Source organism: Bradyrhizobium prioriisuperbiae, from assembly GCF_032397745.1.
Taxonomy (GTDB): domain Bacteria; phylum Pseudomonadota; class Alphaproteobacteria; order Rhizobiales; family Xanthobacteraceae; genus Bradyrhizobium_A; species Bradyrhizobium_A prioriisuperbiae.
Genome location: NZ_CP135921.1, coordinates 6,054,159 through 6,075,755 on the forward strand (window position 1 = coordinate 6,054,159; position 21,597 = coordinate 6,075,755).

21 protein-coding genes are annotated in these 21,597 nt (G+C 63.2%); 13 read left to right on the forward strand and 8 right to left on the reverse strand.

What is annotated here, in order from left to right; genetic code table 11:
• Positions 1–14 precede the first annotated feature (14 nt).
• The 5 genes from RS897_RS28745 to RS897_RS28765 form a co-directional block, all read right to left on the reverse strand.
• Positions 15–806 carry an enoyl-CoA hydratase gene (locus RS897_RS28745; RefSeq protein WP_315832086.1) on the reverse strand — a complete coding sequence of 264 codons (792 nt, stop codon included), beginning with the start codon at positions 804–806 and terminating at the stop codon, positions 15–17.
• A gap of 72 nt (positions 807–878) precedes the next feature.
• Positions 879–2,072: a CaiB/BaiF CoA transferase family protein gene (locus RS897_RS28750; protein ID WP_315832087.1), complete on the reverse strand. Its 1,194-nt coding sequence runs from the start codon at positions 2,070–2,072 to the stop codon at positions 879–881.
• 60 nt (positions 2,073–2,132) lie between these two features.
• Positions 2,133–2,564 carry a GlcG/HbpS family heme-binding protein gene (locus RS897_RS28755; RefSeq protein WP_315832088.1) on the reverse strand — a complete coding sequence of 144 codons (432 nt, stop codon included), beginning with the start codon at positions 2,562–2,564 and terminating at the stop codon, positions 2,133–2,135.
• Positions 2,565–2,618: 54 nt separating this feature from the next.
• Positions 2,619–5,603 (reverse strand): FAD-binding and (Fe-S)-binding domain-containing protein, encoded by a 2,985-nt coding sequence (locus tag RS897_RS28760; RefSeq protein ID WP_315838772.1) that lies wholly within the window; start codon positions 5,601–5,603, stop codon positions 2,619–2,621.
• Between the two features lie 65 nt (positions 5,604–5,668).
• Entirely contained in the window at positions 5,669–6,397 is a 729-nt protein-coding gene (locus tag RS897_RS28765; RefSeq protein WP_315838773.1) for a GntR family transcriptional regulator, read from the reverse strand.
• Between the two features lie 199 nt (positions 6,398–6,596).
• Between RS897_RS28765 and RS897_RS28770 the strand changes: the two genes are divergently transcribed.
• The 4 genes from RS897_RS28770 to RS897_RS28785 all read left to right on the forward strand — a co-directional run bounded on the left by RS897_RS28770 (position 6,597) and on the right by RS897_RS28785 (position 11,165).
• Complete coding sequence (locus RS897_RS28770; protein WP_315832089.1) at positions 6,597–7,796, forward strand: pyridoxal-phosphate-dependent aminotransferase family protein; 1,200 nt, start codon at positions 6,597–6,599, stop codon at positions 7,794–7,796.
• A 146-nt stretch (positions 7,797–7,942) separates the two neighbouring features.
• Positions 7,943–8,929: a Bug family tripartite tricarboxylate transporter substrate binding protein gene (locus RS897_RS28775; RefSeq protein WP_315832090.1), complete on the forward strand. Its 987-nt coding sequence runs from the start codon at positions 7,943–7,945 to the stop codon at positions 8,927–8,929.
• Between the two features lie 168 nt (positions 8,930–9,097).
• Complete coding sequence (locus tag RS897_RS28780) at positions 9,098–9,640, forward strand: tripartite tricarboxylate transporter TctB family protein (RefSeq protein WP_315832091.1); 543 nt, start codon at positions 9,098–9,100, stop codon at positions 9,638–9,640.
• 10 nt (positions 9,641–9,650) lie between these two features.
• On the forward strand, positions 9,651–11,165 hold the full coding sequence (locus RS897_RS28785) for a tripartite tricarboxylate transporter permease (protein ID WP_315832092.1): 1,515 nt from the start codon (positions 9,651–9,653) through the stop codon (positions 11,163–11,165).
• A gap of 181 nt (positions 11,166–11,346) precedes the next feature.
• Here the strand turns inward: RS897_RS28785 and RS897_RS28790 are convergent, their stop codons facing one another.
• From RS897_RS28790 to RS897_RS28800, 3 genes are all read right to left on the reverse strand, one after another.
• Positions 11,347–11,649 (reverse strand): helix-turn-helix domain-containing protein, encoded by a 303-nt coding sequence (locus RS897_RS28790; RefSeq protein ID WP_315832093.1) that lies wholly within the window; start codon positions 11,647–11,649, stop codon positions 11,347–11,349.
• Positions 11,646–11,987 carry a type II toxin-antitoxin system RelE/ParE family toxin gene (locus tag RS897_RS28795; protein ID WP_315832094.1) on the reverse strand — a complete coding sequence of 114 codons (342 nt, stop codon included), beginning with the start codon at positions 11,985–11,987 and terminating at the stop codon, positions 11,646–11,648. Before RS897_RS28795 ends, RS897_RS28790 begins: the two co-directional genes overlap by 4 nt.
• Before the next feature lie 85 nt (positions 11,988–12,072).
• On the reverse strand, positions 12,073–13,089 hold the full coding sequence (locus tag RS897_RS28800; RefSeq protein WP_315832095.1) for a LacI family DNA-binding transcriptional regulator: 1,017 nt from the start codon (positions 13,087–13,089) through the stop codon (positions 12,073–12,075).
• 106 nt (positions 13,090–13,195) lie between these two features.
• Between RS897_RS28800 and RS897_RS28805 the strand changes: the two genes are divergently transcribed.
• The 9 genes from RS897_RS28805 (at position 13,196) to RS897_RS28845 (ending at position 21,579) form a co-directional block, all read left to right on the forward strand.
• Entirely contained in the window at positions 13,196–14,134 is a 939-nt protein-coding gene (locus RS897_RS28805) for a dioxygenase family protein (RefSeq protein WP_407654321.1), read from the forward strand.
• Between the two features lie 6 nt (positions 14,135–14,140).
• Complete coding sequence (locus tag RS897_RS28810; protein WP_315832096.1) at positions 14,141–14,902, forward strand: SDR family NAD(P)-dependent oxidoreductase; 762 nt, start codon at positions 14,141–14,143, stop codon at positions 14,900–14,902.
• A gap of 55 nt (positions 14,903–14,957) precedes the next feature.
• Positions 14,958–15,869, forward strand: a complete 912-nt coding sequence (locus tag RS897_RS28815; RefSeq protein WP_315832097.1) for a beta-keto acid cleavage family enzyme — start codon at positions 14,958–14,960, stop codon at positions 15,867–15,869.
• Between the two features lie 10 nt (positions 15,870–15,879).
• Entirely contained in the window at positions 15,880–16,911 is a 1,032-nt protein-coding gene (locus RS897_RS28820; RefSeq protein ID WP_315832098.1) for a quinone oxidoreductase family protein, read from the forward strand.
• A gap of 3 nt (positions 16,912–16,914) precedes the next feature.
• The gene (locus tag RS897_RS28825; protein WP_315832099.1) at positions 16,915–17,262 is read left to right on the forward strand and encodes a cupin domain-containing protein; all 348 of its coding nucleotides are present in this window, start codon (positions 16,915–16,917) and stop codon (positions 17,260–17,262) included.
• A gap of 20 nt (positions 17,263–17,282) precedes the next feature.
• A complete protein-coding gene (locus RS897_RS28830) occupies positions 17,283–18,299 on the forward strand; it encodes an ABC transporter substrate-binding protein (RefSeq protein ID WP_315832100.1) in 1,017 nt (338 codons plus the stop codon).
• Positions 18,300–18,374: 75 nt separating this feature from the next.
• The gene (locus RS897_RS28835; protein WP_315832101.1) at positions 18,375–19,196 is read left to right on the forward strand and encodes an ABC transporter ATP-binding protein; all 822 of its coding nucleotides are present in this window, start codon (positions 18,375–18,377) and stop codon (positions 19,194–19,196) included.
• Between the two features lie 11 nt (positions 19,197–19,207).
• Complete coding sequence (locus tag RS897_RS28840) at positions 19,208–20,095, forward strand: ABC transporter permease (protein WP_315832102.1); 888 nt, start codon at positions 19,208–19,210, stop codon at positions 20,093–20,095.
• A 38-nt stretch (positions 20,096–20,133) separates the two neighbouring features.
• The gene (locus RS897_RS28845; protein WP_315832103.1) at positions 20,134–21,579 is read left to right on the forward strand and encodes an amidohydrolase family protein; all 1,446 of its coding nucleotides are present in this window, start codon (positions 20,134–20,136) and stop codon (positions 21,577–21,579) included.
• The last annotated feature ends 18 nt before the right edge of the window (positions 21,580–21,597 follow it).

A 21,597-nucleotide genomic window follows, 5' to 3' on the forward strand; every position in this document is an offset into this window, starting at 1 on the left:
TCGGCGAAAGGGTTTCAGCGCCCCTGGAACACCGGCTTGCGCTTTTCCATGAACGCGGTGCGGCCTTCCTCATAGTCCTTGCTGGCAAAGCACTTTGCGACCATGTCGGCGCATGTCTGCATGTCGCGCTTGCCTTCGTCCTTTACCGCTTCACCGGCAATGAACTTGATGGAATCGACCGTCAGCGGCGCGTTGGCGGAGATCATCTGGGCGTAGTCGCTGACATACTCTTCCAGTTTATCAGCCGCGACCACGCGGTTCACGAGGCCCATCTCGCGGGCCTCGGTGGCGTCGAACTGGCGCGCGGTGAAGAAGATCTCCTTGGTGAAGGAGGGGCCGACGATATCGATCAGGCGCTTCACGCCGGGATAGGCGTAGCCCAGTCCGAGCTTGGCAGCGGGCACCGCGAACTTGGAATTGTCCGAGCAGATCCGCAGGTCGCAGCAACTCGCCAGTCCCATGCCGCCGCCGATGCAATAGCCGCGGATCATGGCGATGGTGGGCTTCGGGAATTCGTGCACCGTAGCGTAGCCGATTTCCACGACCGCGTTGTAGGCCTTGACCGCGGCTTCGCTCGAGCGTTCCTCGCCGAATTTCGAGATGTCGGCGCCCGAGACGAACGCCTTGCCGCCGGCACCGGTCAGCACCACCACACGCACCTCGGGATCGGTGGCAAAGCCGTTGAGGATCTCGACACAGGCCTTCCACATGTCGAGGGACACCGCGTTGTGCCGCTCCGGATTGTTGAAGATGACGTAGCCGACGCCCTTGTCCTTGCGCGAGAGCATCTTGTCTGTTTGTGACATGTCGGTTTCCTGGTCCGTCAACGGTTGGTGGCGCAATCGGCGCGTGGATATTTCAGCCCGGCCGACGTGTCTCTAAACGATCTTGTGATCCCTGAGGTCTGCAATCTCCTCGGGGCTGAACCCGAATTCCGCCAGCACCTCATGGGTGTGCTCGCTGACTTCCGGAGGGCGGGCCGCCATCCGGCTTGGCGTCCGCGACAGTGTCACGGGCTGGCCGACCACGCGGATGCTCCGCCCGTCCGTATTGGGCACGTCTTGCGCGAGGCCAAGGTGCCGGACCTGGGCGTCGTCGAACATCTGGTCGACGGAATAAATCGGTCCGCAGGGCACGCCGGCCTGGTTTAGCAGGTCCACCCATTCGGCGCTGCTCCGGCCCACCGTGCGTTGTTCGATGGCGGCGTTCAGCACGTCACGGTTGGCCGAGCGTTTGGCGCCGGTCGCATAACGTTCATCTTCCAGCAGGTCCATCGCACCAATGGTGCGGGCGAGCCGCTCCCAGATGGCGTGTCCGGCGGCCGCGATGTTGATATAACCGTCCGAGGTCTTGAATACGCCGGTGGGAATGCTGGTGGGATGGTTGTTGCCGGCCTGCTTCGGGACCTCCTGATGCATCAGCCAGCGGGCCGCCTGGAAATCCAGCATGAAAATCTGGGCCTGCAGCAGAGACGTCTGCACCCACTGGCCCTGGCCGGATTGCTCGCGTTCCAGCAGGGCGGTGAGGACACCCATGGCGCAAAAAAGTCCCGCGGTGAGGTCGGCGACGGGAATGCCGACCCGCATCGGTCCTTCGCCGGGCGCGCCGGTGATCGACATCAGTCCGCCCATGCCCTGCGCGATCTGATCGAACCCCGGTCGCTTGTGATAAGGGCCGTCCTGTCCAAATCCCGAAATGCTGGCGTAGACGATCCGCGGATTGATCTTGCGCAAGGCGTCGTAGTCGATCCCCAGCTTGGTTTTGACGTCGGGCCGAAAATTCTCCACCACCACGTCGGCTTTCGCGGCCAGCCGCATGAACACGGCGTGGCCTTTGGGATCCTTCAGGTCCAGCGTCATCGCGCGCTTGTTGCGGTGCAGGTTCTGGAAGTCGGCGCCGTGGCGCGGGCCGCCCATCTGTTCGCCATCGGCGACATCGGTCGGCGCCTCGATCTTGATGACATTGGCGCCCCAGTCCGCCAGTTGCCGCACCGCGGTCGGGCCGGACCTGACTCGGGTCAGATCCAGCACGGTGAAGCGGGACAGGGCCGTTGAGGCGCTTGGAAATGTCATTCTCTGCTCTCCGGCAGTTTTTGAGCGTGCGCGGGGATGGCCGCGGGCGGCTGGAAATCGCTATCCGATATTAGCGGTTAGCCCAGCGGATTCGATCCCCGCAACTGCACAGCTCTCATCGTTTTCCGAGGTATCGCCACTGATGCCGATGGCGCCGAGCAGGGCGCCGCTGCCGTCCTGGATCAGCACGCCGCCGGGCACCGGCACGATGGCGCCGCGGGCCAGCGTGTTCACCGCATCGACGAAATAGGGCTGCTCGTTTGCCCGCTTGAAAATCGCGCGCGAGCCGATGCCCAGCGCCAGCGCGCCATAGGCCTTGCCATGGGCGATCTCGCTGCGCAGCAGGCTGGTGCCGTCCTGCGCGACGGCGGCCTTGATGCAGCCCCGCTCGTCGAGCACCGCGATCGCCAGCGGCTTCAGCTTGTTGTCGAGGGCCGTGGCGAGGGCGGAGTCCAGGATCTTGCGGGCGATATCGAGCGTCAGGGTGGTCATCTCTGTCTCTTGGTTGTGGTTCGAGGGAGCCGGCGAAACGGGTTCGCAGGCGGCTTAATGCAATGTCGAGGTCGTCGCTTGACGATGCTTGTCGAGGCTCAGCGCGAGGACTTTTGCGACGTGAAGAGCCTGCCGTCCGGAGCCGTCCTTGATCTGGTGCCGGCAGGAGGTGCCGTCGGCGACGATCAGTGTCTCCGGAGTGGCCTTGCGCGCCGCCGGCAGCAGCGAGGCTTCGGCCATGGCGATCGAGGCATCGTAGGTCTCCGCGCCATAACCGAATGCGCCGGCCATGCCGCAGCAGCTCGACTCGATGGTTTCGACCGCAAGATTCGGAATCAGCCGCAGCACCTGTTCGACCGGCTTGAACGCATCGAACGACTTCTGGTGACAATGGCCGTGGACCAGCGCCTTGCCGCCGATCGGCGACAGCGCAAGCGTGAGGCGGCCGGCCTTGGCCTCCCTGGCCAGAAACTCCTCGAACAGCAGGGCGTGTGTCGAGATTTTCGCGGCCAGGTCGTCCCGTCGCAGCGACAGCAGTTCGTCGCGGAGCGTCAGCAGGCAGCTTGGCTCGAGGCCAACGATGGGAATGCCGCGCGCCACAAACGGAGTCAGGCTCTCGACCACGCGATTGAGCTCGGCGCATGCCTGATCGACCAGCCCCGCCGACAGGAACGTGCGCCCGCAGCACAGCGCGCGCTTGCCGTCCGGTGGTTTGGGCAGGTGGACGCGATAGCCGGCGGCGGACAGCACGGCGAGTGCGGCGTCGAGATTCTCGCGCTCATAGACCCGGTTGAATGTATCGGCGAACAGCACGACCTCGGGGCCGCCCTCGGGCCCCACCGCCAGAGCCGTGGGATCGAACGTGTCGCCGCGCCATGCCGGCAGATCGCGCCGCGCGCTGAACCCGGCGAAGCGTTCGCCGAGACGGCGCAGAAGACGGCTGCGATTGCGCAGGTTGAGCAGCGGCGCCAGGCGCGACGCCAGCGCGGCATAGTGGGGAAGGTAGGCAACCAGGCGATCGCGCAATGTCAGGCCATGGCTGCGGGCGCGGGCCGCCAGCACCTCGATTTTCATCTTGGCCATGTCGACGCCGGTCGGGCACTCGCGGCGGCAGGCCTTGCACGAGACGCAGAGTTTCAGTGTCTCCATCATCGCATCGGACGACAGCGCATCCGGACCCAGTTGTCCGGAGATCGCCAGCCGCAGCGTGTTGGCGCGGCCGCGGGTCACGTCCTGCTCGTTGCGGGTGGCCCGATAAGAGGGGCACATCACGCCGCCTTCGAGCTTGCGGCAGGCGCCGTTGTTGTTGCACATCTCGACCGCGCCCTGGAAACCGCCGGCGGCGCCGGGATAGGTCGACCAGTCGAGCACGGTCTTGAAGTCGTTGATGCGGTAGTCCGGCGGGTACCGAAACAGCGAACGATCGTCCATTCGCGCCGCGTCGACGATCTTGCCGGGATTGAGCACATTGTCTGGATCGAAACGCTGCTTCACCTCGGAGAACGCGCGCACCAGCCGTTCCCCGAACATCGCCTCATGGAATTCCGAGCGGACAAGGCCGTCGCCATGCTCGCCGGAGTGCGATCCTTTGTACTCCCGCACCATCGCGAAGGTTTCCTCCGCGATTGCCCGCATCGCCTTGACGTCTTTATCAAGCTTGAGATTGAGCACGGGGCGCACGTGCAGGCAGCCTTCCGAGGCGTGCGCATACATGGTCGGACGGGTGCCGTGCTTCTCAAAGATGCGGTTGAGGCGGTCGGTGTATTCGGCCAGATGGGGCAGCGGCACCGCGCAGTCCTCGACGAAGGAGACCGGCTTACCCTCCTGTTTCATCGACATCATGACGTTGAGGCCGGCCGCGCGGAAATCGGCGATGCTGGCCTGCAGGGCCGGCTCGGTCACCTCGACCACGCCGCCCCAGCGCCGCTGCGGCTGATTCCAGCCGAAGCCGAGATCGGCCATCAGTTCTCCGAGCTGCTTCAGCCGCCGCAGATTCTCGTCCTGATCCTCTTCGGCAAACTCGACCACCAGCAGCGCATCGGGGTCGCCGCGTACCGCCGCTTCGATGGTCGGGCGGAACATGGCGATGTCGCGTCCCAGGCCGATCATGGTGCGGTCGACCAGTTCGACCGCGATCGGCTTGAGTTTCACCAGGTGCTGGGTCGCGTCCATCGCTTCATAGAAGCTGCCGAAGTGGCAGACGCCGAGCACCTTGTTGCGGATCAGTGGCCACAGCTTCAGTTCGACCTTGGTGGTGAACGCAAGTGTCCCTTCCGAGCCCACCAGGATATGGGCCATGTTGTTGTGCGCCCCGTTGGGCGTCAGCGCGTCGAGATTGTAGCCGCCGACACGGCGCTGCACTTGCGGGAAACGTTCGGCGATCTCGCCGGCTTCGCGCTCACCAAGCGCCAGCAGGTCGCGAAACAGCGCGATCTGCGGCTCGTCGGCATTCAGCTTGGCGATGTCGCGGGGCACCGTGCCGAACTGCAGCAGGCGGCCGTCGGCCAGCGCCGCTTCCAGCGAGATGGTGTTGTCGCGCATGGTGCCGTAGCGCAGCGAGCGTCCGCCGCAGGAATTGTTGCCGGCCATGCCGCCGATGGTGGCGCGCGATGCGGTGGAGACGTCGACGGGAAACCACAGTCCGTGCCGCTTGAGCTGGCGATTGAGATCGTCCAGCACGATGCCGGGCTCGACCACGCAGGTGCGCTTCTCCACATCGAGCGACAGGATCTTGTTCAGGTGCTTGGAGACGTCGACCACGATGCCGGTATTGACGGTCTGGCCGCACTGCGAGGTGCCGCCGCCGCGCGGCGTGACGATGCGGCCGTCGTCGCGCGCGATCGCGAGTGTTCGCAGCGCTTCGTCGACAGTGCGCGGCACCACCACGCCGGCGGGAAGGATCTGGTAGAACGATGCATCGGTCGCGTAGCGGCCGCGGTTGAAGGTGTCGAAAAACACGTCGCCGGTGACCTCGCGGCGCAGCCGCTGGGCGAGGGCGCTGTGGTCGCCGGTGTCGGACTCCGGCTTGCTGGCGGCCATCGTTGTCACGATCTCACCGCCGGGTTTTGCATGCTATAATTGTGCAACGCGGAAAATTTTTGCATTCAAACGGCCTGAGCTTCCGGAAGTGCACTTTCCGCAGGCGTGTCAGTGGCTTGATGGCTGGCCAGGTACTCGCATGTGGCCTCGCACTTGCGCCGCATGTGCTCGAACATCAGCAGGCTCAGTTCCTCACCGGCGCGCCGCCGCAGGGCGTCGACAATGCCCTCATGTTCGCGCATGGCGTCGCCCAGGCGGTCGCGGTGCACCAGATTGGCCGCATAACGCAGCCGGCGCACGATCGCATTCAGGTTGGCGTAGTTCGCGCTCAGGATCGGGTTGCCCGCGGCGTCGACGATGGCCTGGTGGATCTTCTGGTTGAGCCGGAAATAATCCGTCAGTTCGCGCCGCAGGTAATGGGTGTACATTTCCAGGTGCATGCGCTCGATCTCGGCGATCGCGGCGTCGGAAATGCGTTCGCAGGCGAGGCGGCCGGCGACGAAATCGAGCCCGGAGATCACTTCAAAAAGGCTCTTGATGTCAGTCTCGGTGAATTGCCTGATACGCGCGCCGCGGTTGGGCAGGAGTTCGATCAGGCCTTCGGCCGCGAGTACTTTGAGGGCCTCGCGCAGCGGGGTGCGCGAGACATTGAATTTCTCGCAGAGCTCGCGCTCGGGAACGCGCGCGCCGGGCTCCAGGTGGCCTTCGACAATGAAGTCGCGCAACTGGCTGAGGATGTCCTCGTGAAGCGACGCCGGCTGCGTTTCGATCAGCTTAAGGCCGGTGGCCGACATGCGATTGCTCAAGGTTCCACCCCCTGCAGAGGCGGGCAGGCTGGCCCGCTCAGCGCCGCCTTCTCGTGACTGGGCGGCGTGATTAAACGCAGCTTAGCTCAGATTGGGCTTGTCATGAAGCAAAATATGGATACAATTTTGATCACTGGCTCATCAGCCGTCAAAAAATTTGAATTCAAAATAGAGCAGGGAGTGATCCATGGCCACCAACGCCCCCGTCCACACCGGGCGCCACTTCTTGCAGATTCCCGGGCCCACCAATGTGCCGGACAGGGTGCTGCGGGCGATGGACATGCCGACCATCGATCATCGTGGTCCTGAATTCGCCAAGCTTGGCCTTGAAGTGCTGGAAGGCTGCAAGGATGTCTTCCGCACCAAGAATCCGGTGATCATCTATCCGTCCTCGGGCACCGGCGCGTGGGAAGCGGCGATCGTCAACACGCTGTCGCAGGGCGACAAGGTGCTGATGGCGGAGACCGGTCACTTCGCCACGCTGTGGTGCACGTTGGCGAAAAAATTCAATATCGAGGTGGAGTTCCTTCCCGGTGACTGGCGCCACGGCGCCAGCCCCGAGCAGATCGAGGCGCGCCTGCGTGAAGACCGTGCACACACCATCAAGGCGGTGATGGTGGTGCACAATGAGACGTCGACCGGCGTCACCAGTCGCATTGCTGCGATTCGCAAGGCGATCGACGGTGCAGGACATCCAGCGCTGTTTCTGGTCGACACCATCTCTTCGCTCGGCTCGATCGAGTACAATCACGACGCCTGGGGCGTCGACGTCACCGTGTCCTGCTCGCAGAAGGGCTTGATGCTGCCGCCCGGCCTCGGCTTCAATGCCATCTCCGACAAGGCGATGGCGGCGGCCAAGGCCAACACCATGCCGCGCTCCTACTGGGACTGGCACGAGATCATCGGCAGCAACAAGAGTGGTGGCTGGCCCTATACGCCGGCGACCAACATGCTGTACGGCCTGAAAGAGGCGATCACCATGCTGCAGGAAGAGGGGCTGGACAATGTGTTCGCCCGTCATCTGCGTCATGCCGCCGCAACCCGCGCTGCGGTCCGCGCCTGGGATCTCGAAATTCTCTGTCTCAATGAAGACGAGCACTCGCCGATCCTGACTGCGGTGCTGATGCCGGACGGTCACGATGCTGACCGTTTCCGCCAGGTGACGCTGGACAATTTCGACATGTCACTGGGCGCCGGATTGTCGAAGGTGAAAGGCAAGGTGTTCCGAATCGGTCACCTCGGACATTTCAACGATCTGATGCTGATGGGCACTCTGGCGGGTGTGGAAATGGGGCTCGCGCTCGCCAAGGTTCCTCACCGTGCCGGCGGTGTCACCGCGGCAATGGGTGTGCTGACCGGGGCGGAGGCCAAAGCCGCTCGCTCTTAAGTCTGGAAGTCTGGGTTGCCGATCGTCGCCAAGCTCTTGATGATGTGGGGACGCGACCGGTCGGGGATGTCGTGAGCGTGACACGGAAACAATCTGTTAAAGCCATCACGCCAAGAAGACCGGATTGAAGCGCAAGGGAGAGTTTGATGAGAAATTTCGTCAAGGCGGCTGCGGCATCCGCAGTCATTCTGGCCGCGGCACCGGCACATGCGTGGGAGCCGACCAAGCCGGTGGAAATCGTGGTGGCGGCCGGGGCGGGTGGTGCCTCCGACCAGATGGCGCGGATGATGCAGGCCGCGATCCAGAAGAACAATCTGATGAAGCAGCCCACCGTGGTGTCGCTGAAAGGCGGCGCGTCGGGCGCGGAAGCGCTGATCTACATGAAGTCCAGCGAAGGCGATCCGAACAAGGTGCTGATCGCCTATTCGCTGATCTACATGCTGCCGCTGTCGGCCAAGATTCCCTTCAACTGGCGTGAGTTGACGCCGGTTTCTGTGATCGCGCTGGACCAGTTCGTGCTGTGGACCAACGCATCGGCGCCCTACAAGACGGTCAAGGAGTTCGTCGAGGCCGCGAAGGCATCGCCGACCCCGTTTAAGATGGGCGGCACCGGCTCCAAGCGTGAGGACCACGTGCTGACCGCCTTCCTGGAAAAGAAGACCGGCGCGAAGTTCGCCTATCTGCCCTACAAGTCCGGCGGCGAGGCGGCGACGCAACTGGTCGGCAATCACACCGAAGCCAACGTCAATAATCCATCGGAGAATCTCGAGATCTGGCGCGCCGGCCAGGCCCGCGCACTCTGCGTGTTCGACAAGGAGCGGATTTCCTACAAGACCAAGGTCGCGGGCGATCTGTCCTGGAACGACATCCCGACCTGCAAGGACGAAGGGCTGGACCTGCAGTATCTGATGCTGCGCGCCATGTTCCTGCCCGGCAAGGTGACGGCCGAGCAGAAGGACTTTTATGTCGATCTGTTCGAGAAGGTGACCCGCACGCCGGAATACAAGGACTATATGGAGAAGCAGGCGCTGAAGCCGATTTTGCTCTTCGGCAAGGACATGACCCGCTTCCTTGAAGACGACGATGCGATCAACAAGTCGCTGATGACCGAAGCAGGATTTGTCGCCAACTGACGCGTTCCGGCTTGCCGCCTTGCCCTGAGGCGGGGCGGCAAGCCTCAACGACAAGTCTTCAACGACGTCACGGCCTCACTCGATATGCGTCTCATGCCCGGGCCTTTGCCGCAGGTGACGTGAGACGGTCTGCGACCTCTTCACATTCTTGAACGCTGCCGGGGGACCATGTCGAACTCTGAACTCGAAATCGTTGTCGAAGATCCCGATGCGCCGTCGGAAGATTCCCCGTCGGTGGTCAGCAAGCGCAGCGTCGAGGCCGTCGCCATGGCGCTGCTGATGGCACTGGCGCTCTTGATGGGGTTCGACAATTGGCGAACCGGCATCTCGTGGGCTTCCGACGGACCGCAGGCCGGATACTTTCCGTTCTATCTTTCGGTCATCCTGTTTCTGGCCTCGGCCTTCGGTCTCGTTGTCGCGTTGCGCTCCGGCGCAGCCGCGGGCGAGACGTTCGTCACCCGCGACCAGTTGCGGCGGGTGTCGCAGGTGTTCGTTCCGACGCTCGTCTTCTGCCTGATGACGCAGTGGCTCGGACTCTATGTCGCGAGCTTCCTGCTGATCGCCGGCTTCATGCGCTTCATCGGCAAGATCGCCTGGTGGAAGTCGGTGCTGACCGGCTTCGTGTTCTCGATGATCATGTTCGTCACATTCCAGATCGCGTTCGACGTGATCATGCCAAAGGGGCCGCTCGAAGCCCTCCTGGGATATTGAGGAGAGCGCCATGGAAGCCCTTTCACTGCTGTTTCACGGGTTCGCGGTCCTGCTGACCTGGAAGATCATTCTCCTGATGCTGCTCGGGCTTGTGCTCGGCATTTTTGTCGGCGTGCTGCCGGGGCTCGGCGGCCCCAACGGCGTGGCGATCCTGCTGCCGCTGACCTTCACGATGGATCCAACGTCGGCCATCGTGATGCTGTCGAGCATCTATTGGGGCGCGCTGTTCGGCGGCGCCATCACCTCGATCCTGTTCAACATCCCGGGTGAAGCGTGGTCGGTGGCGACCACCTTCGACGGTTATCCGATGGCCCAGCAGGGGCGGGCGGCGGAAGCGCTGACCGCGGCCTTCACCTCGTCGTTCATCGGTTCGCTGGTTGCGGTGATGTTGATCACGTTCCTCGCGCCGAGCATCGCCTCGTTTGCGCTACGGTTCGGACCGCCGGAATTCTTCGCCGTCTATCTCCTGACCTTCTGTTCCTTCGTCGGCCTCGGCCGCGAAGACAAGCACAAGGTGGTGATCTCGATGGCCCTGGGCCTGCTGATCGCCGGCATCGGCATGGACACTGTGTCGGGCACATTGCGCATGACGTTTGGCTCCGGTGACCTGCTGCGCGGCATCAACTTCCTGGTCGCCGTGATCGGCCTGTTCGGCATCAGCGAAATCCTGCTGACCATGGAAGAGCGCCTGGCACTGCGCGGCCATGCCGCGAAGATCAACCTGCGGGTGGTGCTGAGTGTCTGGAAGGATCTGCCGAAATATTGGGCGACGCTGCTGCGATCGTCTGTGATCGGTTGCTGGCTCGGCATCACGCCGGGCGGCGCAATCGCGGCCTCGTTCATGGGCTACAACCTGGCCAAGCGGTTTTCCAAGGACAAGGAAAGTTTCGGCAAGGGACGGATCGAAGGCGTGTTCGCGCCGGAAACCGCGGCGCATGCTTCGGGCACCGCGGCGCTGCTGCCGATGCTGGCGCTGGGCATTCCCGGATCGGGCACCGCCGCGATTCTGCTCGGCGGCCTGATGGTGTGGGGCCTCAATCCCGGACCACTGCTGTTCGTCGAACAGAAGGATTTCGTCTGGGGACTGATCGCCTCGATGTATCTCGGCAATGTCGTCGGCCTCGTGCTGGTGCTCTCCACCGTGCCGATCTTCGCGGCGATCCTGCGGGTGCCGTTTGCCGCCGTCGCCCCGATGATCGTGGTGTCCTGCGCCATCGGCGCCTATGCGATCCAGAACGCGATGTTCGACATCTGGCTGATGCTCGGGTTCGGCGTGGTCGGTTATATCTTCAAGAAGATCGGCATTCCGCTGGCGCCGCTGACGCTGGCGCTGGTGCTTGGCAGCCGCGCCGAAGATGCTTTCCGTCTGTCGATGATCGGCGCGGGCGGTGACGTCAGGGTGTTCTGGTCCAACGGCCTTGTCGGCTCGATCACCACGCTTGCCATCATCCTGCTGTTCTGGCCGGTGATCGAGAAGGCGTTTTCGCGGCTCGGCTCGCTCCGGCACCAGCCCGAAGGGGCTTGAGGTCGCGGGTGTTCTGACTCTAGTACCCGGAATCAGAGCCAAGTGACACGAGCAACCACTGTACGTGCCCACCGATTCTGAATCACGTTTGATCAAAAGTGGGTACTAGCGTTGCGGGGCTTGTCCCGGCACCCTCGATCAGGCAGTTGGCTTGATATCGCGGTTTAAACGGCGGCGGGGCTCACACCAACTCCATACGCAGCTGGCGCCCAACCGCTTGGGCGGCGCGCGTCAAAGTGCCGAGTGTGACAGACTCGTTCTCCGGATCGAGGAGACGGTCGAGTTGAGCGCGGCTGGTTTGCATGCGGTTGGCCAGTTCCGTCTTCGAAATATCCTCTCGCTTCATCAGCTCATCGAGTTGCCGGACAAGGACGCGCTTGATGGCGCGTGCGGTGACGCCCTCATAGATCCCCTCCTGCTTCAGGAAGTCGTCGAAGGACGAGCCAATTTTCCCGGCGACCTTTTTCTTTGCAGGCTTGGTCATGTGATGCCCTTTTTTCGCTTCATAGCCAATTCTAAATCTGCGTCCGGTGTTTTTTGCGTCTTCTTGATGAAGGCATGCAGCAGCACCATCTTGCCGTCGTGTTCGCAGAACAGCACCCGTGCGATGCGACCTTGTGTCAGGGTGCTGCGCACCTCCCACAACCCACGTCTCAACGGGCGGCATAGCGGCATACCTATCGGCCAGGCGAACTCGACATCCTTGATGTCTTCGCCGACGGTCCTGCGATCGTTCTCTGGCAACTCCTTGAGCCATTCGCGCACCGGCTCACGGCCGGATGGCAAGGCATAAAAGAAGGCAGGCAGCTGTTTCAGCGGCATCTTCTCCAAATGTACCATTTTTGATACGTTTGTTCAAGGCCCAACTCCGGTTAGAGGCCGTCTTGTCGCACGATGCGATTTGAAGTCAGGGCAGGGATCTCGTCGACCGGCGGACGATCAGCTCCGGCTCGAGAATAATGTGCTGAACCGCATGCGCCCGGGTTTCAATTTCCTTCAGCAGCAGCTTTGCCGCGTCGCGGCCCATGTCGCGATGCCCGATGCGCACCGTGGTCAGTGGTGGCGACACCAGGTCGACCAGCGGCATGTCGTTGTGACCGACGATCGAAATATCCTTTGGGCAGTTGAGGCCGAGCTGGCCGATCGCATCCAGCGTGCCCAGCGCGAGCAGGTCATTGGCGGCGACGATCCCGGTCAGTCCCGGAATTGATGAGATGAGCTTGGTCGCGGGGGCAATGCCGGCCTCGCGCGAATAACGCTCGGCCTCCTCGATATGACCGGACAGCCCGTGCTGGGCCATCGCCTTGTTGAAGCCGTCCCGTCGCAGCGCGCCGGTGGAGGTGGTCATCGGGCCGGAGAGGTGGCCGATGACCCGATGTCCGCGGCTCACCAGATGATCGACCGCAAGCCGGATGCCCTTTTCATCGTCGGACACCACCGACGAGACGCGGTCGCGGAATTCGAAACGATTGACCAGGACGACGGGAACGCCGCGGTCGAGACAATAGCTGACCACGTCGTCGTCGCGTGACACGGTGGCGAGCACCAGGCCATCGACCCGCTGGTTGATGAGATTGTCGATGAACGCGATCTGCTGTGACGCGTCGTTGCCGGCGTCGGCCACGATTGGGGAGTAGCCTTCGGCGGCCAGCGCTTCGGCGATGCCGCCAAGGATCGGTGCGAACACCGGATTGGCGATATCGGGAAGGATGACGCCGATCAGTTGCGAGCGTCCGGTGCGCAGGCTCGCCGCCAGCCGGTTCGGCTGATATCCGAGCGACTGCGCCAGGCTGATGATTTTTTCAGCAACATCCCCGGCTACCAGATGGCGCTTCTGCGGGTCGAGCGCGCGCGAGACCGTCGAGGTGTGCACCCCCGTGGCTTCCGCGATCTGTTTCAGGGTGGGCGGGCTGGCCCGGGTCATCATGTTTCGCCATTCAAATGAAGCGGACGCATTATGTCGAACCCCTTGACAAACTGCAATCGATTGCATTATTGCTGCAAACGATTGCAATAACAAGGAGGCTGCGATGTCCACATCATTGGCGGCGCGCGAGACCAAGGAATTCCAGGGGCGGATCATTGACGGGGTCGACGACGTCACCCCGACGGTGATTGCCGCAATGGCGCAGGCGTCGAACGTGCGGGTGCGCGAAATCGGCGAAGCCTTCGTTCGCCACATGCATGCCTTCGCCCGCGAGGTGAAGCTGACCGAGGCGGAATACGACATCGGCATCGATTTTCTTAATCGGATCGGCCAGGCCACCAACGATCATCACAACGAAGGCATCCTGTTCGCCGATGCCGTCGGCTTCTCCACCCTGGTCTGCCTGATGAACAATGGCAACTATGGTGCGACCGAGACTGCGGCGGCGCTGCTCGGTCCGTTCTGGCGCATGAACTCGCCACGGACGGAAGCGGGTGGTTCGATCGTCCGCTCGCCGACGCCCGGGGCGGAGCTGTTCGTGTCCTGCCAGATCAAGGACGCCAAGGGCGCGCCGATCGAAGGGGTCGAAGTGGATGTCTGGCAGTCCTCGCCGGTTGGTCTTTACGAAAACCAGGACGACACCCAGGCCGACATGAATTTGCGCGGCAAGTTCATGACGGACGCGCAGGGGCGCTTCGGTTTTCGCTCGGTCAGACCGGCGGGCTATCCGGTCCCGACCGATGGCCCGGTTGGCGATATGCTGCGCGCGCAAAATCGCCATCCATATCGCCCTGCGCACATTCACTTCCTCGGTTTCAAGCAGGGCTTCAAGACGCTCATCACCCAGATATTTGTCGACGAAGACAAATATCTCGAAACCGATGCGGTATTCGGTGTCACCCGTCATCTGGTCGGCAACTATCAGCGCCACGACAGCGGCACGCCGCCGGCCGCCGGCGTCACAGCACCATGGTATACCCTCGAATACACCTTTGTGATGGAAGCTGGCGAGGCCAAGCTTCCGATTCCTCCCATCAAGTGAGTGGTCATGCCGTATCCGGTTTCTTTGAAAGATAAAGTCGTTCTGATCATCGGCGGCGCGGGCGGCATCGGTGCCGCCAGTGCGCGCCAGTTTGCCGAGATCGGCGCGCGCGTCGTCATCACCCATCGCGACGGGGCCGACAAGGCGCTTGCGGCGAAGGCGCTGATCGACGGATTGCCGGGCAAGGGACATGCGGCGTTGCCCGCCGATGTCGCGACAACCTCGACACTGATTGCCTTGCGCGACGCCATTACCACGCAATACGGGCGGCTGGACGTGCTGGTAAACTCAGCCGGCTTTACCAAGGCGGTGCCGCATGCCGACCTCGAGGGGCTGAACGACGATTTCATCGACCGCATGTTCCAGGTGAATTGGCGCGGCCAGTTCGCTGCTATCAGGACCTTCGTGCCGCTGCTCAAGGCCTCCGGCGATGGCCTGATCGTCTCGGTGTCGTCGATCGCCGGCATCAGCGGCAGTGGATCGTCGATCGTCTATGGCGCGACCAAGGCCGGCATCGACGTGATGACCAAGTCGCTGGCGCGGGTACTGGCCCCTGAGGTGCGGGTGCTCGGCGTCTCGCCAGGTGCGGTGGATACCAATTTTGTGCCGGGACGCGGGGCCGAATTCAATGCCAAGGCGGCTGCCTCGATCCCCTTGAAGCGGGTTGCAACCCCGGACGATGTGGGCGCGGCCATCGTCGCCTGCGCAACTCATCTCGCTTACTCGACCGGCTCGACGATTCTCGTCGACGGCGGCCGGATTCTCTAGGGCCTTCCTGGTTGCATCGGAACCAGACTCTAAATTTTATATAGAGGACTTCGACATGCGCGATCCCCGCGACAAGGTTTTCATCACCTGTGCCGTCACCGGCAACCTGACCACGCCGGACCAGACCCCGCATCTGCCGATCACGCCGGAGCAGATCGCCGACGCCTGTCTTGGCGCCGCCGAGGCGGGCGCCGCGGTCGTCCACATCCATGTGCGCGATCCGGAGACGGGCAAGCCGTCCATGGAGCTCGGTTATTATCGCGACGTGGTCGAGCGCATTCGTGCCAGGAACACCCAGCTGATCCTGAACATCACCACCGGCCCGGGCGGCCGTTTCGTGCCGTCGCCGGATGAGCCGCGCATCGCCGGCCCCGGCACCACCTTGATGAATCCGGAAAAGCGGGTCGAACACATCGCGGCGCTGAAGCCGGAAATCTGCACCATCGACCTCAACACCATGAACTCCGGCAAGGAAGTGGTGATCAACACGCCCGGCAACGTGCGGCGGATGGCCAAGGTGATGCGGGAAGCCGGCGTCAAGCCGGAGGTGGAGCTGTTCGATTCCGGCGACATCGCGCTGATGCTCGATTTGCTCAAGGACGGCTCGCTGCAGGGCCCGGTGCTGTGCTCGTTCGTGATGGGCGTGCGGTATGGCTTCCAGCCGTCGCCGGAGACCGTGCTTTACGCACGCAACCTGCTGCCGTCGGATGCGCAATTCACCGCCATCGGCATCGGCCGCTCCGCGTTCACATCCGTAGCGCAATCTTATCTGGCCGGGGGCCATGTTCGCGTCGGCCTGGAGGATGCGGTCTATTTGTCGCGTGGCGAACTCGCGCCATCCAATGCCGTGATGGTGGAAAAGGCGCGCCGCATGGTGGAAGATCTCGGCGGCCAGATCGCAACCCCGCGCGAGGCGCGCGAGATCATCGGCCTGCCGGCGCGGCTGGCTGATGCCTGCGGCGCCTGAGGAGGGGACGATGACAGTTGCAAGCGCCAGGACGAACGCAACGGCCGTTGCCGTCGAGGCCACATGCCTGCGCCTGACCGCCAAGGCAGCCGATGCCGCCTCCGTCGCGCCCGTCGTCGAGCGGCACCAGCTGGTCCGCGGGCTCGACGATATGCTGGTCGAAGTGAAGGCGGCTGCCGTCAATCCGTCGGACGTCAAGGCGGCCACTGGACTGATGCCTTACGCGGTGTTTCCGCGTACGCCGGGACGTGACTTCGCCGGCATGGTCGTCGATGGTCCCGCTGAGTGGATCGGGCGCGAGGTGTTTGGCTCGTCCGGTGACCTCGGCATCCGCCGCGACGGAACCCACGCCACCCACCTTGTGGTCGAGGCGGCAGCGCTGGTCGAGAAGCCTGCGTCGATTTCGATGGAGGAGGCCGCCGGCATCGGCGTTCCCTTCGTCACCGCGATCGAAGGCTTTCGTCGCACCAGTCAGCCCAAGCCCGGCGAAACCGTCCTGATCATGGGAGTCAACGGCAAGGTCGGCCAGGCGGCGGCGCAGCTCGCCACCTGGCATGGCGCGCGGGTGATCGGGGTCGTGCGCAAGGACGAGCCGTACCAGGGGCACGCCAATGGGCCCATCGAATTGATCAACTCCGCGACCACGGAGATCGCGCCGCGGGCGCGCGAGATGACCGCCGGCAAGGGCGTCGATATCATTTTCAATACCGTCGGTGGCGAGGCGTATTTTCAGGCGGCCAACAAGGCGCTGGCTCTGGCGGGTCGGCAGATCCTGATTGCCACCGTCGACAAGACCGTGAACTTCAATATCCTGGAGTTCTACCGCGGACGTCACACTTACTTCGGTGTGGACACGCTGGCGTTCTCGTCGATCGCGAGCGGCGAGATCCTGCGGGAAGCCGTCGCGGGCTTTGCCAGCGGTCATCTCAAGCCGTTTCCGATCGCCGATAGCGCGATCTATTCCCTGCAGGACGCCAAACAGGCGTATGCGGCGGTGACCGGTTCGGCGCGCGATCGTATCGTTCTCAGACCGGTGGGGTAGGCCATGCATGTGACGCGGTTCGCCCAGGCGCTGGCCTACTTTCCACCTGAACATCATGACATGCGCTGCCTGCGCCTGCAGGGGCGCGAGGCCGGTCCGTCAGATACGCTGTGGCTGGGCATGTCGCAGATCCTGCCGGGCGGCCACACCTCGCTTGACGCATCACCGATCGAGAAGATCTATTTCGTCGTTGAGGGAGAACTGACCATCGAAACCCCTGACGGCGAAATCACGCTGTCACAGTTTGATTCCTGTCGCATCGCACCCAACGAGGCGCGGGCGCTCAAAAACAAAACCAACAAGCCGGTCATTGTCCTGTTGTCGATGCCTCTGGCAGCGGCAGGCAAATGAAGGCCATCACGGAGGAAACAATGCCCACGAAAGTTTTGAAACGACTGCTGCCCGCCGCTCTGATCATAGCGATGATCGCGTCATCAGCGACATCAGCTCTGGCGCAGACCCCGGTCAAGATCGGGATCGGATTCGGGATCGGCTTTCTGCCGACCTTCATCCTGCGCGACATGAACCTGATCGAGAAGCATGCCAAGGCCGCCGGCCTTGACGTCAAGACGGAGTATCAGCGGATTTCCGGCTCGTCGGCGATGCAGGATGCGGTGCTGTCCGGATCGGTTGACCTCGGCACCTACGGGGTTGCCGCCATGCTGTTCGCCTGGGACAAGGCGCGCAACACGCCGCAGCAGATCTTCGGTATCGCGGGGGTTAATTCCAGCCCGCTCATCCTCGTGACCAACAAGCCGGAGGTCAAGAAAATCTCTGATCTTGCGCCGACCGACAAGATCGCGATGCCGGCGCTGGTGTCGCCGCAGATGTATGCGCTGCAGATGGTGTCGGAAAAGATCTTCGGTCCGGGCCAGGAAGACAAGCTGAAGCCGCAGGTGGTGGCGCTGCCACATCCGGAATCGCTCAATGCCATGCTGTCCGGCGGCACCGAGGTGAAGGCTTATTTCGCCCCGCCGCCGTTCGCCCAGATCGCCTTGGAAAGCGGCAAGGCCCACGCCATCACCTCGACTGAGGAAGCCTTTGGCGGGCGATCGTCGTTTCTGATCGTCGGTGCGACCAAGCGTTATCTCGACGCCAATCCGAAAATGATCGAGGTCGTGGTCAAGGCGCTGACGGAGGCGAGCGACCTGATCCGCAACGAGCCCGATAAGGCCGCGGAACTGTATCTCAAGGCCGAGCCGTCAAAACTGTTCGACCAGGCCAAGGTGGCGGCGCTCTTGAAAGCCAACCCGGATGACTTCGGCGTCGCCGTCTACGGCGTGAAGCAGACGGCGGATTTCATGGCGCGGCAGAAGCTGATCAAGACCGTGCCGGCGAATTTCAAGGACGTCTTTATCGGGCCGGTCCAGCAGACCGCGAGCAACTGACCGGTATGGGCACGCCCGGTGCAACGGGCGGCGCCATGTCGTGACGAACCTGCCGTATCGGAGGAAGCAATGCAGATGGCCCAACGACTGACCCCCGCCGAGCCGGCCGACGCCACGATATCAGCCGTCGGGGCGCCGGTTCTCGCCGTCGATGGCGTCACCCTGCAGTACAAGACGCCGGAGCATCTGGTGACGGCGACCTATCGCGTCGGCTTCGATATCTATGCCGGTGACAGGTTGGTGCTGCTCGGCCCGTCGGGCTGCGGCAAGTCGACTTTGCTGAAGTCGATCGCCGGCTTCCACAAGCCGGTGGCGGGGTCGATCAAACTGAAGGGCAAGCCGGTCACGGGGCCCGGACCGGACCGCATGATGGTGTTCCAGGAATTCGACCAGCTGTTTCCCTGGAAGAGCGTGTTGGACAATGTCGCATTTCCGATGCGCGAGAACGGTGTCTCAAGGGCCGAGGCGGATGCGCGCGCCCGCGACGCCATCGCCAAGGTCAACCTGACCAAGTTCACCGACGTGTTTCCACACATGCTGTCCGGTGGCATGAAGCAGCGCGTCGCCATTGCCCGTGCAATGGCGATGAAGCCGGATGTGCTGCTGATGGACGAGCCGTATGCCGCGCTCGATGCGCTGACGCGGCGAAAAATGCAGGAAGAGCTGCTGCAGCTCTGGGACGATATCCGCTTCACCCTGGTGTTCGTGACCCACTCGATCGAGGAAGCGGTCATTGTCGGTTCGCGGGTGGTGGTGCTGTCGCCGCATCCGGGGCAGGTGCGGGCGGAGCTGAATTGCCATCATCTCGGCGTTGCGCACCAGGATGGCGCGGAATTCCAGATGCTGACGCGGCGGATCGCCGCGATGCTGTTCGAAGACAAGACCGTCGGGCAGTGAGGGAGGCGATCATGAGCGAGATGACTTTGAAACTGACCCCGCCGATCCGCACCGAGCACGAATACGCGGTGTCAGCTCCGGTCGGCCTTGGCGATGTCGAGAAGCCACTGTCGCTGCTGGAGCGGCTGGCCAACAATGTCGCGGTCCGGCGCGGGCTGATCCTGATCGGACTTGCCATTGTCTGGGAATTGTATGGCCGCTGGCTGAATTCGCCGCTGACGTTTCCGACCTTCCTCGACACGATTGATGCGCTGAAAAGCGGCATCGCCTCGGGTGTGATCCCGCAGCGGCTGTTCGTGACCCTGCAGACGCTCGTCGCGGGGTATGCGATCGGGCTGGTGATCGCCGCGCTGTTCACCAGCCTTGCGGTGACAACGCGGGTCGGCACGGATCTGTTGTCGACGCTGACGGCGATGTTCAACCCGCTGCCGGCGATCGCGCTGCTGCCGCTGGCGCTGTTGTGGTTTGGCCTGGGACGTTCCTCGCTGATCTTTGTCATCATTCATTCGGTGCTGTGGGCGGTGGCACTCAACATGCACAGCGGCTTTCTGTCGGTGTCGGAAACCCAGCGCATGGCCGGGCGCACCTTCGGCCTGTCGGGTCTTCGTCTTGTGCTGAAGATTCTGGTGCCGGCGGCATTTCCCGCCATCCTGGCCGGCCTCAAGATCGGCTGGGCGTTCGCCTGGCGCACCCTGATCGCGGCCGAGCTCGTGTTCGGTGTGTCATCGGGGCAGGGTGGGCTCGGCTGGTACATCTTTGAGAATCGCAACACGCTCGATACCGCTGCCGTGTTCGCCGGACTGTTGACCGTGATGGCGGTTGGCCTGTTTGTCGAAGGCGTGATTTTCCGTGCCATTGAAGCCAGGACGGTCCGGCGCTGGGGGATGCAGCGCGGCTAAGATTTCAAGCTCCATAACAAAAAACATTTGGGGGAAACATGTCCATCCTGACGATCGATCGCCGCAGTGTGCTGGCGGGCGCAGCCTTGCCTTTGCTCTCAGCGCAACTGCCGGCCCAGGCGCAAACCGCGCCTGCTGCGGGCCGCCCGATCCTGATCCGCGGCGCCACCGTCCTGACACTGGACGATGCCATCGGTACGTTGCCGCGCGGCGACGTGCTGGTGCGCGACGGCCGCATCGCCGACATCAAGCCGAACATCGAGGCCGCGGATGCCCAGGTGATCGACGGCACCGGCTGCATTGCGTCGCCGGGCTTCGTCAACAGCCACATCCATCTCGCGCAGGCGATCCTGCGCGGGCTGGCCGGCGATGCCACGCTCGATCAGTATTTCAAGCAGATCGTCTTCAAGTATACCCGTCACATCAAGCCGGAGGATCTCGCCGCCAGCGACTATGCCGGCGCGCTGGAGCAGTTATCCGCCGGCACCACGACATTGTTCGACTGGTGCCGCGAAGCGCAGACGCCGGCGCATGCCGATGCCATTGTCGATGCCATGAAGCGCTCGGGTATTCGGGCCTTTTTCGGGTATGGCGTCACCGGCCCCGCCCAGGGCGGTGCGGCGATTTGGGACGACGTCAAACGCCTGCGCAACGGTCCGCTGTCGTCTGACAGCGGTCGTGTTCGCCTTGCATTGGCATTGCGTGGGCCGGATTCCTCGCCGATGAATGAATCCGAAGATGATTTCCGCGCCGCGCGCGATCTCGGCCTGCTGCACCAGTTCCACGTCGGTGTGCTGCTCTATTCGGCGCGCACCCGGCGCGGTGTCGCCCAACTGGCGGAGAAGGGGCTGATCGGGCCGGGGGCCATCCTGGTCCATGCCAACGATCTCGACGAGGACGAGTACAAGATCACTGCCGACAAGGGCGCCAAGATCGCGACCACGCCAGAGGTCGAGATGATGATGGGCCATGGCCAACCGGTGATGGGGCGGGCCGTCAAAGCCGGACACCGTCCGGCGATTGGCGTCGATGTCGTGACCGGCGTCGGCGGCGACATGTTTGCCCAAATGCGCGCGGCGATCTCGGCGCAGCGCCTGGCCGATAATCTTGCGGCTGCTGCCGCCAAGACGCCGCTGCCCAAAGTGACGCTGACCGCTCGTCAGGCGCTGGAAGCCTCCACCATCGATGGTGCTCGGATGCTGGGGCTCGAGCGGGAAATCGGCTCGCTGACGCCGGGCAAGCGCGCCGATATCATTCTGGTGCGCGCCGATGCGCTCGGCACCGCGCCGCTCAACGATCCCGTTGGCACCGTAGTGCTGCAATCAAGCCCGGCCAATGTCGATACCGTGATGGTCGAGGGCGAGCTGATCAAGAGCGGCGGCCAGTTCGTTGGCCGTGATGCGGCCCGTGCTGTGAAAGAGCTCAGTGAGCGCTCACGCGATCTCAATGCTCGCGTCGAGGCGGCGGCGCGCAACCCGGGATAGTGAGTTCATGAATCATTG